This window comes from Brachybacterium sp. SGAir0954, assembly GCF_005490785.1.
In the GTDB taxonomy this organism is placed as follows: Bacteria; Actinomycetota; Actinomycetes; order Actinomycetales; family Dermabacteraceae; genus Brachybacterium; species Brachybacterium rhamnosum.
The window spans coordinates 129,928-143,630 of sequence record NZ_CP027295.1; the positions used below are offsets into that span (position 1 = coordinate 129,928).

General features: G+C 69.5%; 12 protein-coding genes. 10 read left to right on the top strand and 2 right to left on the bottom strand.

Translation table 11 applies throughout. From position 1 onward, the window contains the following. Positions 1-28: 28 nt before the first annotated feature. Entirely contained in the window at positions 29-661 is a 633-nt protein-coding gene (locus tag C1N80_RS00535) for a hypothetical protein (protein ID WP_137768975.1), read from the bottom strand. Between the two features lie 231 nt (positions 662-892). On the opposite strand from C1N80_RS00535, the gene C1N80_RS00540 reads away from it, so the two are divergent. From C1N80_RS00540 to C1N80_RS00575, 8 genes are read left to right on the top strand one after another with little or no spacing between them, the layout of a single operon-like run. Then, positions 893-2,011: an ABC transporter permease gene (locus C1N80_RS00540; RefSeq protein WP_137768976.1), complete on the top strand. Its 1,119-nt coding sequence runs from the start codon at positions 893-895 to the stop codon at positions 2,009-2,011. Next, positions 2,011-3,027: an ABC transporter permease gene (locus C1N80_RS00545; protein ID WP_137768977.1), complete on the top strand. Its 1,017-nt coding sequence runs from the start codon at positions 2,011-2,013 to the stop codon at positions 3,025-3,027. The genes C1N80_RS00540 and C1N80_RS00545 overlap by 1 nt, the downstream gene beginning before the upstream one ends. 55 nt (positions 3,028-3,082) lie before the next feature. Then, positions 3,083-4,168: a BMP family ABC transporter substrate-binding protein gene (locus C1N80_RS00550; RefSeq protein ID WP_137768978.1), complete on the top strand. Its 1,086-nt coding sequence runs from the start codon at positions 3,083-3,085 to the stop codon at positions 4,166-4,168. Between the two features lie 2 nt (positions 4,169-4,170). Then, positions 4,171-5,721, top strand: a complete 1,551-nt coding sequence (locus C1N80_RS00555) for an ABC transporter ATP-binding protein (RefSeq protein WP_137768979.1) — start codon at positions 4,171-4,173, stop codon at positions 5,719-5,721. Next, complete coding sequence (locus tag C1N80_RS00560; protein ID WP_137768980.1) at positions 5,718-7,073, top strand: amidohydrolase family protein; 1,356 nt, start codon at positions 5,718-5,720, stop codon at positions 7,071-7,073. The genes C1N80_RS00555 and C1N80_RS00560 overlap by 4 nt, the downstream gene beginning before the upstream one ends. Further along, positions 7,060-7,842, top strand: a complete 783-nt coding sequence (locus tag C1N80_RS00565; RefSeq protein ID WP_137768981.1) for a DeoR/GlpR family DNA-binding transcription regulator — start codon at positions 7,060-7,062, stop codon at positions 7,840-7,842. The genes C1N80_RS00560 and C1N80_RS00565 overlap by 14 nt, the downstream gene beginning before the upstream one ends. A gap of 44 nt (positions 7,843-7,886) precedes the next feature. Continuing rightward, positions 7,887-8,690 carry a BtpA/SgcQ family protein gene (locus C1N80_RS00570; protein WP_137768982.1) on the top strand — a complete coding sequence of 268 codons (804 nt, stop codon included), beginning with the start codon at positions 7,887-7,889 and terminating at the stop codon, positions 8,688-8,690. 3 nt (positions 8,691-8,693) lie between these two features. Continuing rightward, complete coding sequence (locus C1N80_RS00575; RefSeq protein ID WP_137768983.1) at positions 8,694-10,175, top strand: FGGY-family carbohydrate kinase; 1,482 nt, start codon at positions 8,694-8,696, stop codon at positions 10,173-10,175. Between the two features lie 57 nt (positions 10,176-10,232). On the opposite strand, the gene C1N80_RS00580 is transcribed toward C1N80_RS00575, so the two are convergent. Continuing rightward, the gene (locus tag C1N80_RS00580; RefSeq protein WP_137768984.1) at positions 10,233-11,510 is read right to left on the bottom strand and encodes an exonuclease domain-containing protein; all 1,278 of its coding nucleotides are present in this window, start codon (positions 11,508-11,510) and stop codon (positions 10,233-10,235) included. Positions 11,511-11,635: 125 nt separating this feature from the next. Here C1N80_RS00580 and C1N80_RS00585 point away from each other — a divergent pair, with 125 nt between their 5' ends. After that, positions 11,636-11,956 carry a nucleotide pyrophosphohydrolase gene (locus C1N80_RS00585; RefSeq protein WP_137768985.1) on the top strand — a complete coding sequence of 107 codons (321 nt, stop codon included), beginning with the start codon at positions 11,636-11,638 and terminating at the stop codon, positions 11,954-11,956. Then, complete coding sequence (locus tag C1N80_RS00590) at positions 11,943-13,664, top strand: DUF2075 domain-containing protein (RefSeq protein ID WP_137768986.1); 1,722 nt, start codon at positions 11,943-11,945, stop codon at positions 13,662-13,664. The genes C1N80_RS00585 and C1N80_RS00590 overlap by 14 nt, the downstream gene beginning before the upstream one ends. Positions 13,665-13,703: the final 39 nt, after the last annotated feature.

The following is a 13,703-nucleotide window of genomic DNA, read 5'->3' on the forward strand; positions in this document are numbered from 1 at the left end:
CACCCATCTGCTCCGACATCCTCGTCGCTCATGCCGACTCAGCCCCTTTGGCCAGCTCCCACAGGACGATCCCCAGCTCGTAGACCATGACGTCCGACCCCCGAGGCTCCTCCGCGAACGCCGCCTCGATCAGATGTCGAGTACTCACCGAGGACGATACGACCGCACGCCTGGCGAAGGCTTCAGGAGCAGGGCCTGGCATATATGCGGAGCCGCCGATCAGGATCTCAACGATCTCGGCGACCCGCGCGTCGCCATGCTCTCCGCACGCGATACGCGTAGCGAGCTCCCCAGGAGCAAGAGCTTCGGCATCGGCCCGGGAGCGGAGGACGGGTCCTGTGCGCGCGAGATCTCGGGCGATGCGCTGCGTTCGGTCGGCGAGGCCACGTTCTCGCACAGCATCCACCACGCGCTCGTCCAGATCTGCTGCTTCGATTTCCGCGAACGTCTCGAGATCATCCGCCAGCCGCGGGTTCCATTTCACGACATTGGAGGCGACACCAGGGGCTTCAAGCTGATCTCGGCCATCCCCTCTAGGGGTGTCGACGAACAGCGTCGCCACGAGGTGCACAGCGCCGAGCCCGTCGCGCAGAATCTCGCCGTGGCGCAACGCGAAGTACTGCTCGGGGATCGTCGCCACGTCACGGAGGAACAGCTCCACGGTCGCGTCTCCACTCCCGCCCAGCGCCACAGATCATGTGACACCTACCCGCGCATCAGTCCCTGATCATCCGATGCACGGCAGAAGGCATCATCCACAGCTGTCACCCTTCTCAGTCCTGTGAACTAGTAACAGATCTGAAACATCAAGAGTGTGACTCTGTAACACCCGTCCTCCAAGCTCGACGTACGGCCGGATCCCCGACCGTCGAGCGTGACGAGAGGACGAGCGATGCAGGAACGGGTCGAGCGGACGTTGCTCCGCGGCGGGCTCCCCGTCGGCGCGGTTCTGGCGGCGTTGATCGTGGGCGGCGCCCTGGTCTCGGCGCTCGGGGTCTCCCCGTGGGACGCGGCGACGACAGTCGCGACGGCCGGATTCGCCTGCGACCCGCGGTACTGCAATCTCGGCGGGACCCTGGCCCTGGGCGCCCCGATCATGTTCTGCGCCCTCGGCGCTGTGGTGAACCTGCGCAGCGGTCTCTTCAGCATCGGCCAGGAGGGCCAGTACGCGCTCGGCGGCCTGGCCGCCGCCGTCGTCGGCTCCGCGGCCTCCGCGCCGACGGGCATCCACCCCGCACTGTGCCTCCTCGCCGCCGCGGCTGTGGGCGCCGCGTGGGGCGTGGTGCCCGCGATCCTCAAGCTGTTCCTCGGCGTGAACGAGCTGATCATCTCGATCATCCTCAACACGATGGCGGGCCTGCTGCTCAACTACCTGGTGAACTACCCGCTTCGCGCCGAGGCCTCGACGGTGGGTTACACGAGGACGATCGCGGACACCGCCAAGCTTCCCGTCTTCGACCCCTCCACCAAATTCGGCCTCGCCTTCGTCCTCGCGGTGATCGCCTGCATCGGCGTGTGGTTCTACCTGTCCCGCACGACGTTCGGCTACGAGCAGCGGATGAGTGGCGAGGCCACCGCCTTCGCCCGGTACGCAGGGATGTCAGCCACGTCGGCCGTCCTTCGCGCCGGTCTGATCGGCGGGGCGCTCGCCGGGCTCGGCGGGGGCGTGCAGGTGCTCGGTGCGAACTACCGCGTGATCGAGGGCTTCAGCGACGGCACCGGGCTCACCGGCCTGACCGCCGCGATCCTCGGCGGCACCACGGCGATCGGCGCCGGCGTCGTCGGCATCCTGTACGCCGGCATCACGGTGGGCGCGGTGAACGGCCTGCAGATCATGCTCGGGGTCCCGCGTGAGATCGGGTCGACCGTCCTCGCCCTGATGATCGTGCTCGTCGCGATCCAGGCTCCCCTGCAGAAGCGCATCGAACGGGCTCGCGAGCGGCGACGCACGAACCGGCGTCTCGACGCCGGGACCCGCCCCTCCACCGAGCAGGCGGAGGTGCACGCCTGATGAACGTCGTCGCCGACTTCCTCAACTCGGGGATCCGCATGACCACCCCGATCCTCTTCGCCGCGATCGCCTCGCTGATCTCGGCCCGCGCCGGGATCCTCAACCTCGCGATCGAGTCGAAGGTGCTGCTCGGCTCGTTCACCGGGATCCTCGTCGCCGCGTGGACTGGCAGCCCTCTCGCAGGGGTGCTCGCGGCGAGTCTCTCCGGGGCGCTGATCGGCGCGATCATGGCGCTCGCCCACCGCTTCGAGGTCGACCTGGTGGTCCTCGCGATCGGCCTGAACATCCTCGTCCTGCAGCTCACGGTGTTCCTCATGCGCTCGTTCCTCGGCGGTGTGGGCACCTACAAGCCCGACGTCTCCACGCTCACCCCGATCACCGTCCCGCTGCTCGGCGATCTCCCGTTCGTCGGGCACCTCCTGAACCGCTGGAACGTCCTCGTCTACGCCGCGTTCCTCCTCGTGGGGCTGCTCGCCCTCTGGTTCCGCACGCGGGCCGGTCGGCACCTGCTCGCCGTGGGCGAGGCCCCGGGGGCGGCGGCGAGCTCCGGTCTGCCCGTGGCCCGTACCCAAGTGCTCGCGCTCATCGTCGCCGGCGCCATCGCCGGCCTCGGCGGGTCGTTCCTCTCCGTCGGCGATCTCGGGATGTTCACCCGGAACATGAGCGCCGATCGCGGCTGGATCGGCATCACCGCGGCGCTCCTCGCCCTGAACCGACCCGGCCTCCTGATCCCCGCCGCAGGCGTGTTCGGCCTGGCGAGCGCCGCGAGCATCCGGCTCCAGCAGTTCGACGTGCCCGCGAGCCTGACCCAGTTCCTCCCCCAGGGCGCGGCCTTCGTGGCCCTCGTGCTGGTGGGTCTGCGCGCCCGCTCGCGCGGCCGGTTCCTCCAGCTGTGGAGGAGCAGCTCACGGATCCCTCTGAGCAGGCGCCGGGCGCCCGTCCCCGTCGACGAGGCCGTGTCGACCACCGAGGTCGAGCCCGCCTCGGCAGCGACCACCCGCACCGGCCCGCCCTGACCCCGACCGTCTCGCCCACCACCCCGTCGCCCGAACCGCACCACCGGAGGAAACCATGTCCCGTCCCCGCCTCGCCCGCGCCACCGGCGCCCTCGCACTCGTCGCCATGCTCTCCCTCGCCGGCTGCGGAGGGAGCCAGGGGGCCTCAGGGTCCTCGGACGACTCCTTCACCTATGCCCTCGTCACCCCCGGTGCCGCCGGCGACGGCGGCTTCATCGACTCCGCGATCGCCGGCACGAAGCGGGCGGAGAAGGAGCTCGGCGTCACCGGCCGCGTCGTCGAGGCGGAGTCCGTCTCCCAGCAGGAGAGCGTGCTGCGCTCGACCGTGGCGACGCACCCGGACATCATCTTGGCCCCGGGCCTGGACCCGGACTCGCTGCTCGCCGTCGCCACGGAGAACCCAGATCAGCTGTTCGGCGTCCCGAGCGACATCCTCACCGAGGATCTCCCGGACAATGTGCAGGCCTTCTCCATCGACATGCACGAGGCGAGCTTCCTCGGCGGATACATCGCCGGGTCGATGACCGAGACCCACAAGGTCGGGGCGGTGCTCGGCATCGACAACCCCGGGCTGAACCAGTTCTACTACGGCTTCAAGCAGGGCGTCCTGGAGGCCTGCCCCGAGTGCACCGTCACCCCGAGCTACCTCAACGGGGAGTTCTCCGACCCGGCCGTCGGCCAGGAGGCTGCACTCTCCCTGTACCAGGGAGGCGCCGACATCATCTACGGCGTCGCCGGCCTCTCCGGGCAGGGAGTCCTCACGGCGGCCAAGCAGCAGGGCGCCTACGCGATCGGCGTCGACTCGGACCAGGATGCCGACGCCCCGGGCACGGTCATCACCTCGGTGATGAAGCGGGTCGACACCTCGACCTTCAACCTCATCGAGTCCGCGAAGAAGGACGAGTTCACATCCGGGTTCGTCGCAGCGGGGATGGCCGACGGCGTCAGCGGGCTCTCCTGGGACGACGGCTCCACCGTCTTCGCGGACGAAGGCCCCGAGGCGATGACGGCGAAGCTGCCGGAGACCGAGAAGGACGTCGACGCCCTCAGGAAGAAGATCCTCGACGGCGACCTGGAGGTCTGCGACGCGCTCAACGACCCCTCCTCGGCGGCCTGCTCCAACCTCGGTCTGGCCGGCTGATCATGCGATCAGCACGGACCCCCGTCGACGCGCCGCCGCCGGACACTCCCCGGCTCGAGCTCCGCGGCCTGCGGAAGTACTTCGCCTCCACGGGCGTGCTCGCCGTCGCCGACGTCTCGTTCGCGGTGCAGCCCGGAGAGATCGTCGCGATCATCGGGGAGAACGGCACCGGGAAGAGCACTCTGATGAACCTGCTTTTCGGGATCCACGAGCCGGACGCGGGCGAGATCCTCGTGGACGGCTCCCCCCGCACGATCACCAACCCTCAGGACGCGATCGCGGCCGGGCTGGGCATGGTCCACCAGCACTTCGAGCTGGTGCCGAGCTTCACCGTGGCGCAGAACGTCCTGCTGGGGCGCGAGCCGGTGGGGCGCGGGCTCTACGACGACCGCGCCGCCCGCGCGTTCGTGGGTACCCTCGCGGCCCGCAGCGGGCTGTCGATCGACGTCTCCCGCCGTGCCGGGGACCTGCCGATCGGCGCCCAGCAGCGGGTGGAGATCCTCAAAGCCCTCGCCGCGGAGGCCCGCACCCTCATCTTCGACGAGCCGACGGCGGTGCTCACCCCACCCGAGGCGGAGGAGCTGCTCGTCCTGGTCCACGACCTCGCCGCCACCGGGCGGAGCATCCTATTCATCTCGCACAAGCTCCCGGAGGTGCAGGCGATCGCCGATCGGATCATCGTCATGCGCCGCGGCGAGATCGTCACCACGCTCCAGCGCGGAGAGGCCGACCAGGCGGAGCTCGCCCGCCTCATGGTGGGTCGGGAGGTGGAGCAGCCACGCATGAGCTCCGACGCCTCGCCGCAGGGCACGGTGCTCGACCTCGAGGGCGTCCGCCTTCCGGGGCATGGCGGGACGGGCGAGGCGAGCCTCTCGCTGCGGAAGGGCGAGGTGCTCGGGATCGCCGGCGTGAGCGGCAACGGGCAGGACGAGCTCATCGAGGCCATCGCCGGGCTCACCCCGGTCGAGGCGGGCACTGTACACCTCCAGGGGCGCGACATCACCGGCGCCACCCCCGCCGCGATCCGTCGGGCAGGGCTCGCCCACATCGCGGCGGACCGCATGGCCGTGGGCCTGAACCTGCAGGCGAGCCTCGAGGAGAACGCGGCGGCGACGGCTTTCCGCTCCCCCCGGTTCGCCCGGCGGGGAGTCGTCCGACGGCGCGAGCGGCGTGCCTTCGCCCGCCGGCTCATCGAGGACTACGAGGTGCGCGGCTCCGCCCCCACCCGCGCGGTCCGCACGCTCTCCGGAGGGAACCTGCAGAAGATCGTGATCGGCCGGGAGCTCGCCGGCGATCCGGCGGTGGTGCTGGCCAACCAGCCGACGCGCGGGCTGGACGTCGGCTCGATCGAGTTCGTGCACCGGACGCTGCTGCAGGCGTGCGAGGCAGGGGTGGGGGTCCTCCTCGTCTCGACCGAGCTCGACGAGGTGCTCGCCCTCTCGCATCGCATCGCTGTCATGTACCAGGGCCGAGTCATCGGCCCTTTCGCGCACGACCAGATCGACAGGGAACGGATCGGACGGCTGATGGCCGCCGGGGAGGAGGCCGCATGAGCGGGCTGGAGGGAACGCGGCTCGTGGTCGCGGACGTCGTCTGGACGGGGACCGGGGACGTTCACACCCCGGGCGTCGTCGAGATCGAGGACGGCAGGATCGCCGGTGCCGGGCCGCTCCACGGGGCCCGGCCGGCCGGACCCGACGTCGTGGACCTCGGTGCAGTCGTGGTCATGCCGGGGCTCGTCAACGCCCACGCCCACACGCCGATGTCGCTGATGCGCGGGATCGGCGAAGGGCACTCGCTGCTGACCATGGAGGGCTTCCTCGCGGTGCTGCGCCGGGCGGAGGCGCACCTGACCGAGGAGCTGGTCCCCGCCTCCACGTCCGTGAGCTGCGCCGACTTCATCCGACACGGGATCACCACCTTTGCGGACCAGTACTTCTTCGCGGACCGGATCGCCCCCGCTGTGATCGCCTCCGGCCTGCGGGCGGCCCTCGCCTGGGGCATCGTCGAGCTCGGCGACGACGACGCCCGAGCCCGCGAGCTCTCCGCCGCCACGCGGTTCGCGGAATCGATGCAGGGCGAATCCGAGGTGGTCCGCGGCTGGCTGGGACCCCACGCCTACTTCGTGGACAACCAGCCGGAGGCGATGATCGCCGCCCGGGACACCGCCGCCCGGCTCGGGGTGGGCCTCCACGTCCACTACTCCACCTCCGGCGAGGAGGACGCCTACTGCGCCGAGCACCACGGCACCACGTCGATCCGGCAGCTCATCGCCATGGGCATGCTCGAGGTCCCCACGATCCTCGCCCACTGCACGACGGTGGATCCCGCGGAGCTGCCGCTCCTCGCGGGGACTCGCGCGGCCATGGCCGTGGTGCCGTCGGTCGCGATGCAGTCCGGGGTGCCCGCCGCGCCGGTGCGCGCCGCCCTGGACGCCGGGGTGAACGTCGCCCTCGGCACCGACAACCCCTGCAACAACACGAACGCCGATCTCTTCGAGGAGATGCGCACGCTCGGGAAGCTCGCCGCGTTCACCTCCCGCGTCCCGAACCAGGTGACCCCGCGGGAGATCCTCGCGATCGCGACCACCGGCGGGCATTGCGCCCTCGGCGGCGGCCCGGCGGACGGCACCCTCGCCCCCGGCGGCGTCGCGGACCTCATCGCGCTCCCGCTCGCGCAGCTGCCCCGGGGGCCCGTGGGTGCACAGAGCCTCGAGTCGGCGCTGGTCTACGGTGCGAGCGGGGCGTCGGTCACCGCCTCGATGGTCGCCGGCCGGTGGCTGATGCGCGGCGGCGAGCTGCTCACGGTCGATGCCGAGGCCGCCCGCGCTCAGCAGCAGAGGGATTTCGACACTCTCACGGCCAGGATGGCCGCGGCAGAAGGAGGCTCACATGGACGTGAGTGATCGGCGCAGCGCTATCGAGGAGCGGGTGATCCGTGACGGCGAGGTGCAGTTCGCGACACTGGCCGAGGAGCTGCAGGTCAGCGCCATGACCATTCGGCGCGACATCGAGGCGCTGGAGCAGGCGGGCGTGGTCCGCAGGGTCACCGGCGGGGCGATCGCGGTGACCGGCGGAGCGGCGTTCGAGCCGTCCTACGGGGCGCGGGAGATCCGCGCCGCAGGCACGAAGCGAGACATCGGTGCCGCCATCGCCTCGATGCTGGCCCCCGGCGAGGTGGTCCTGCTCGACAGCGGCTCGACCGTCGCCTCGGTCGCCGAGGCCGTGCGCGGCCGCGGTCTGGGGCTGACAGTCGTGACCCCCTCCATCAAGGTCGCCACGATCCTGGCCGACGAGCCCGGCACCACCGTGGTCCTCGCCGGAGGCGTGGTGCGCCCGGAGGAGCTGAGCCTCATCGGGCCCGATGCCGAGAAGCTCGTCTCCCGGTACAACTGCGACACCTACGTGGCGGGAGTCGCCGGCGTGGACCCGCGCCGCGGACTCACCGAGTACCACCCCGAGGAGGCTGCGGTGAAGCGGGCCGCCGTCGAGGGGGCGCGCCGCGTGATCGTCGGCGCGGACTCCGCGAAGCTCGGCCGCGTCCACCTCGTCACCATCGCCCCGCTCTCCGCGGTCGACGTCCTCGTCACCGACGCGCCGAGCGATCACGTGGTGGTCCTGGAAGCGCAGTCCGCCGGGACCGAGGTCGTCACCGTCCCCGGCACCCCGCACTGACGCCGTACCCATCTCCCTCTCCCTCACCGAACTCAGGAGCACACATGACCTCCCTCTTCCGCGCCGTCTTCCCCACGGTCGACAAGCCCCTCATCGCCATGGCGCACGTGCCGGCGCTGCCCGGCACCCCGCTCTACGACGCAGCCGGCGGCGTGGACGCGCTCGTCGAGCACGTCCAGAAGGACGTGGACCTGCTGGTGGACGCCGGGTTCGACGCGGTGATGTTCTGCAACGAGAACGACCGCCCGTACCAGCTGCACGCCGGCCCGGAGGCCTCCGCGGTGATGGCGCGCGTCGTCACCGAGTGCCGGCCCACGTCGATCCCGTTCGGGGTGGACTACCTGTGGGACCCGCGGATCGCGCTCGCGACCGCCGTCGCGACCGGGGCGAGCTTCCTGCGGGAGGTCGTCACAGGGGTGTGGGAGTCCGACATGGGCCTGTGGAACACCGACGCGGCCGAGACGCTGCGGGAGCGACGGCGGCTGGACGCCGGTGACACGGCGATCCTCATGAACATCTCCCCCGAATTCGCCTCCCCGATCGGCACACGCAGCTTCGCGCAGATCGCGCGTTCGACCGTCGTCTCCTCCTTGCCTGACGGCATCCTCGTCTCGGGGCCGATGGCGGGGGCGGGACCGGATCCGGCGGTGCTGCGCGAGGTGCGCGAGGTGGTGCCGGAGGAGATCCCGGTGCTGCTGAACACGGGTGCTCGTGCGGAGACGATCGCGGAGATGCTCACCGTGGCGGACGGCTGCATCGTGGGCTCGTCACTGAAGGTGGACGGCGGCACCTGGAACCCGGTGGACGCCGATCGTGCCCGTCGCTTCGTCGACGCCGCCAAGGGCTGATCGATGCGTGCGGAGACACCCGGCCTGCTGATCGGAATCGACATCGGCACCACCGGGGTGAAGGCGATCCTGGTGGACCCGGAGCGCGGCATGATCGCGCAGACGAATCGCAGCAATCGGCTGATGTCCCCGCAGCCGGGCTGGGCGGAGGCGGATCCGCGTCAGTGGGCCGAGAACGTCGACTCCGCGCTGTCCGAGCTCGCCGGGGCCGCCGGGAGCCGATCCATCGCCGGCATCGCGACCACCGGAATGGTACCGGCAGTGCTCCTCGTCGACGCCGAAGGTTCCCCCTTGCGACCGGCGATCCTGCAGAACGACGCCCGGGCCCATGCCGAGGTGCGCGAGCTCGCGGCGGGGATCGACCAGGAGGCGCTGCTCGCCGCGACCGGTTCGGTGCTCAGCCAGCAGTCCGTCGCGCCGAAAGCGCTATGGCTCTCCCGGCACGAGCCGGAGGCGTGGAGGCGCTCCGCGGCGATCCTCGGCTCCTACGACTGGCTGCTCACGCACCTCGGCGCCGCCGTGCACGTGGAGGGGAACTGGGCGCTCGAGTCCGGTCTGTTCACCGTCCGGGGCGAGGAGCACGCCACGGTCACCAAGGCGGTGCCCGGGCTCTCGGAGCGCCTCGTGCCGGTGCGGAGCTCGGGGACGATCGTCGGCGAGCTCGATGCCGCGGCGGCGGGTCGCACCGGCATCGCCGTCGGGACGCCGCTGGTCGTGGGCGGCGCCGACCACGTGCTCTCCGCGTACAGCGCAGGCCTCGGCGACCTCGGCGACTGGCTGGTGAAGCTGGGCGGCGCCGGGGACATCCTCGCCGTCTCCCAGGAGCCCGTGGCCGATGCGCGCTTCTTCCTCGACGAGCACCCGCTGCCCGGGCTGTGGCTGCCCAACGGGTGCATGGCGACCAGCGGGAGCCTCGTCCGATGGGTGCAATCCACGCTCCGCATCGAGGGCCTCGCACAGATGGACGAGGAGGCTTCACGCCGCACCGCCGCCGAGGTGCTGTGCCTCCCGTACTTCCTGGGCGAGAAGACACCGATCAACGACCCTGATCTGCGCGGCATCTTCGCCGGCATGCACCTGGGCCATGACGCGGTGGACCTCTACCGGGCGGCGCTCGAGGGGATCGCCTTCGGCTTCCGCCACAACGCGGAGGTGCTGCGGGAGCGGGGCGTACGGCTCGAGCACGCCACCGTCACCAACGGCGGCGCGACCTCGCTGCTGTGGAAGCAGATCCATGCCTCCGTGCTGGGCACTCCGCTCGACACGGTGGTGGACCATCCCGGGGCCTCGCTCGGCGCGGCCTTCGCGGCGGGCCAGGAGGCCGGCGTCTTCGAGGACTGGTCGGAGCCGCTCGCGCTGGTGCGCCGCGGGGACACCATCGACCCGGATCCGGATCTGGTCCCTCGATACGACGAGGCCTACGGCCTGTGGCGCGAGCTCGCCGAGGTCTCCGGGGCGACGATGCGGGCGCTCGCGCGACGGTGAATGGACACCCTCGGGCTCATCGGTGTTCAGGACGACGACGTCAGGGCTTCCGACGTCTCATCGCGCCCAGCTCGCGGCATAGCTCGGTGCCGAAGGTCGATCGATCCCTTGATCCGACCATGCCTTCTTCGCAGCACGCTTCAGCCCGTCGTTGCACTCCGGCGAACACATCCACCGTTCCCGGAACATCCAGTAGACGTCCGGGCCGATCGCCCCCTCGCAGCGCAGACACTGGTCGCCGGCGCCCGGGTGTCCGGCCGGGCGACGCAGCGCCTGACGGAGCCACGTGGAGTAATTGAGATCTTCACCTGTGAGCGCCCTGGCTTGCTCGACGACATGCAGGGGCAACCACCCCGTCCTGCCCACGGCACGCTGCTCACGCGTCGCCGCTTCCAGCGCTTCTTGGCCGATGTCGAGCCGGTCGATCAGATCCTGTTCGGTCAGGATCTCGAGCGGCTGCCCCTTCTCGGCGAGGTCCATCGCCTTCTGCAGCTTGCGGCTGAACTCGGCGCCGGGTCTGAAGGTGCGAGGGTCGAGATCCCCGCTGACGAAGATGGTGGTCGCCTTTGTCACGCTCTTCTGCCAGGTGCCACCGTAGTGCTCAACCAGTGCATGGGCCTCGGCACGGGTGTGTAGAGACAGGGTGCCAGTGAAGACGACGCTCTCCCCCGCCAGCACGTCCGTCGCCGCCAGCGAGGAGAAGTCCCCAGCAGCCCGTGAACCGTCGCCGACAGGACGTGAGAGCGATCCTGGCCTCGTCGGGACCGAATGGATGCCCGATGGGTTAGCGAGTTCCGCGATCGAGTCGACCCCCGACCGGCCGGCGAGGGCGAGGAGGATCCGGGCGGCTTGGACTGCGTCGGCCTCGGCCTCGTGATGGGTGAGGTCCGGAAGATCCAGTGCGTTGGCGACGAAAGGCAAGGAGTACGAACCGAGCGTCAACAGTCGACGAGCGATCGGCAACGTGTCATACCAGACCGTGTCCGGGACCTCGAGGTCGAACGCGACGCTCGCCTTCCGGAACACCGAGCGATCGAAGGACGCATTGTGCGCGACGAACGGATCACCGCCGGCGAAGCTCAGCACTTCGGGGAGAACCTTCGCCCAGGAAGGCGCACCGTCTACCTCCTTCGCGGTGATGCCGTGGATGGCCACGTTCCGAGGCGCGAAATGGTCCAGACCTTCAGGGGGCGCGATCAGCCACGAGGCGGTCTCAACGATGCCTCCATCGCGGATCTTCGCCAGCCCCACCGCGCAAGCGGATGCGTGAACCGAGTTCGCCGTCTCGAAGTCGATGGCGGTCGCGTTGAGGCCCTGCCCAGGGGCGATGTGCATGGCCGGACGATACCGCCCACATGCGACATTCTGTTCTCGCGAGGTCGTTGGTGGACGGCGAACGGCTCGAGCGATCGGCTTCGATCCTCAGCCCTGGCCATCCACACGATTGCTAGGTTGAAGCCATGACCGGCGAAGACCTGCTCGAGACCCTGCGATCCTTCATGGCCGAGCGCGACTGGGGCCAGTTCCACTCCCCGGAGAACCTCGCCAAGTCGATCTCCATCGAGGCCGCCGAGCTGCTCGAGTGCTACCAGTGGAACGGCGACGCCGACCGCGACGAGGTGGCCGGGGAGCTCGCCGACGTGCTGACCTACGCACTCCTCCTCGCGGACAAGCTCGACCTCGACCCGGAGCAGATCGTCCGCGCGAAGCTCGAACGCACCGGGCAGAAGTACCCCGTCGAGAAGGCGAAGGGACGGAGCACGAAGTATGACCGCCTTTGAGATCGAGGAGCTCCGCTTCACTCCGGAGTCGGTGGAGGAGACGAGGGGACGACTCCCCCGCTTCACCAATTGGCCCGTCGTCTACCTCATCGAGGACGGGCACGACATCTACGTCGGGGAGACCGGCAGTGCGGACCGCCGGATGCGGCAGCACCTCAAGTCGAAGCAGAAGGAGCACCTCAAGGAGGTGCGGATCGTCTTCGATGAGCGCTTCAACGGCTCCGCCTGCCTGGATCTCGAGTCACTGCTGATCCGCCTGCTCGGCGGCGACGGCAAGTTCGACGTCCTGAACCGCAACGAGGGCATCACCAACCATGACTACTTCCAGCGCAGCGAGTACAACGACACCTTCAAGGAGATCTTCGACGAGCTCCGCTCGCGCGGCTACTTCGAGCGGTCGATCCCCGAGATCGAGAACTCGGACCTCTTCAAGCTCTCCCCGTACAAGGCGCTCAACACGGAGCAGGGCGTCGCCGTCCTCGACATCATGGAGGGCCTCGTCGAGGACCTCCGTCGTCCCGAGGTGCGCACGATCGCCGCGATCCAGGGTGATCCCGGCACCGGGAAGACGATCGTCGGCATCTACCTCATGAAGCTGATGCGGGACCTCTCCGTCTTCGACCCCACCGACGAGGTCGAGGGTGACTCGATGTTCTCCGACCTCTTCGTCGAGGGGAACCGCGAGCTGTTCCAGGGACTGCGGATCGGCCTCGTCGTCCCACAGAAGTCACTCCGCAAGTCCATCAGCAAGGTGTTCCGGAAGGTGCCCGCGCTGAACTCCACCCAGGTTCTCACCCCGTACGACGTCGCCGACGCGGAAGAGGACTTCGACGTCATCGTGGTTGACGAAGCCCACCGCCTCACCCAGCGCGGCGCCCAGGCCCACGGCACGCTCACCAAGCGGTACGGGGAGACGACGCGCAGGCTCTTCGGGGTGGACGACCTCTCGATCAACCAGCTCGACTGGATCCGCAAGCGCTCGCGCCACACGATCCTTCTGCTCGACACTGCCCAGAGCGTCCGCCCGATCGACATCGAGCCCGAGGTGTTCGAGAAGGTCCTCGCCGAGACCCGCGAGCAGAAGCGGCTCTATCCGCTGGACACCCAGATGCGGGTGAAGGGCGGGAAGGAGTATCTCGAGTTCGCTCGCGCCCTGATCTCCGACGACCCACCCACGTCAATGCCTGACCTCGGCGACTACGAGTTCGAGCTGTTCGACGACCTCGGCGCGATGCACCAGCGGATCCGGGAGCGCGACGCCGAGCACGGCCTCGCCCGGCTCGTCGCCGGCTACGCCTGGAAGTGGCGCAGCAAAGGCAAGAGCGGACTGCACGACATCGAGCTCGACGGCGTCGCCCTGGACTGGAACGTCTCCGACGTCGACTGGATCGCCTCGAAGACCTCCCTCGAGGAGGTCGGCTCGATCCACACCGTCCAGGGCTACGACCTCAACTACGCCGGCGTCATCATCGGCGGCGACCTCCGCATCGATCTCGACACCGGCAAGCTCGTCGCCGACCGCAAGAACTACTTCGACGCCAAGGGCAAGGCCAACAACACCATGCGCGGCCGAACCACCTCCGACGAGGACCTGCTGCGCTACATCACCAACGTCTACCGGGTGCTGCTGACGCGAGGGATGCGGGGGACGTATGTGTACGTCGCGGATCCATCATTGCGGACTCGAATCCGCTCCATTCTAATTTAGACCGAGGGTACAAACAGACTCCTCCTTTGAATAGCTGAA

Bases quoted from the DNA above. Each gene is read 5' to 3' on its own strand.
- C1N80_RS00590 (WP_137768986.1), top strand. From the start codon at position 11,943: ATGACCGCCTTTGAGATCGAGGAGCTCCGCTTCACTCCGGAGTCGGTG.
- C1N80_RS00545 (WP_137768977.1), top strand. From the start codon at position 2,011: ATGAACGTCGTCGCCGACTTCCTCAACTCGGGGATCCGCATGACCACC.
- C1N80_RS00565 (WP_137768981.1), top strand. From the start codon at position 7,060: ATGGACGTGAGTGATCGGCGCAGCGCTATCGAGGAGCGGGTGATCCGT.
- C1N80_RS00570 (WP_137768982.1), top strand. From the start codon at position 7,887: ATGACCTCCCTCTTCCGCGCCGTCTTCCCCACGGTCGACAAGCCCCTC.
- C1N80_RS00585 (WP_137768985.1), top strand. From the start codon at position 11,636: ATGACCGGCGAAGACCTGCTCGAGACCCTGCGATCCTTCATGGCCGAG.
- C1N80_RS00575 (WP_137768983.1), top strand. From the start codon at position 8,694: ATGCGTGCGGAGACACCCGGCCTGCTGATCGGAATCGACATCGGCACC.
- C1N80_RS00540 (WP_137768976.1), top strand. From the start codon at position 893: ATGCAGGAACGGGTCGAGCGGACGTTGCTCCGCGGCGGGCTCCCCGTC.
- C1N80_RS00555 (WP_137768979.1), top strand. From the start codon at position 4,171: ATGCGATCAGCACGGACCCCCGTCGACGCGCCGCCGCCGGACACTCCC.
- C1N80_RS00580 (WP_137768984.1), bottom strand. From the start codon at position 11,510: ATGCACATCGCCCCTGGGCAGGGCCTCAACGCGACCGCCATCGACTTC.
- C1N80_RS00550 (WP_137768978.1), top strand. From the start codon at position 3,083: ATGTCCCGTCCCCGCCTCGCCCGCGCCACCGGCGCCCTCGCACTCGTC.
- C1N80_RS00560 (WP_137768980.1), top strand. From the start codon at position 5,718: ATGAGCGGGCTGGAGGGAACGCGGCTCGTGGTCGCGGACGTCGTCTGG.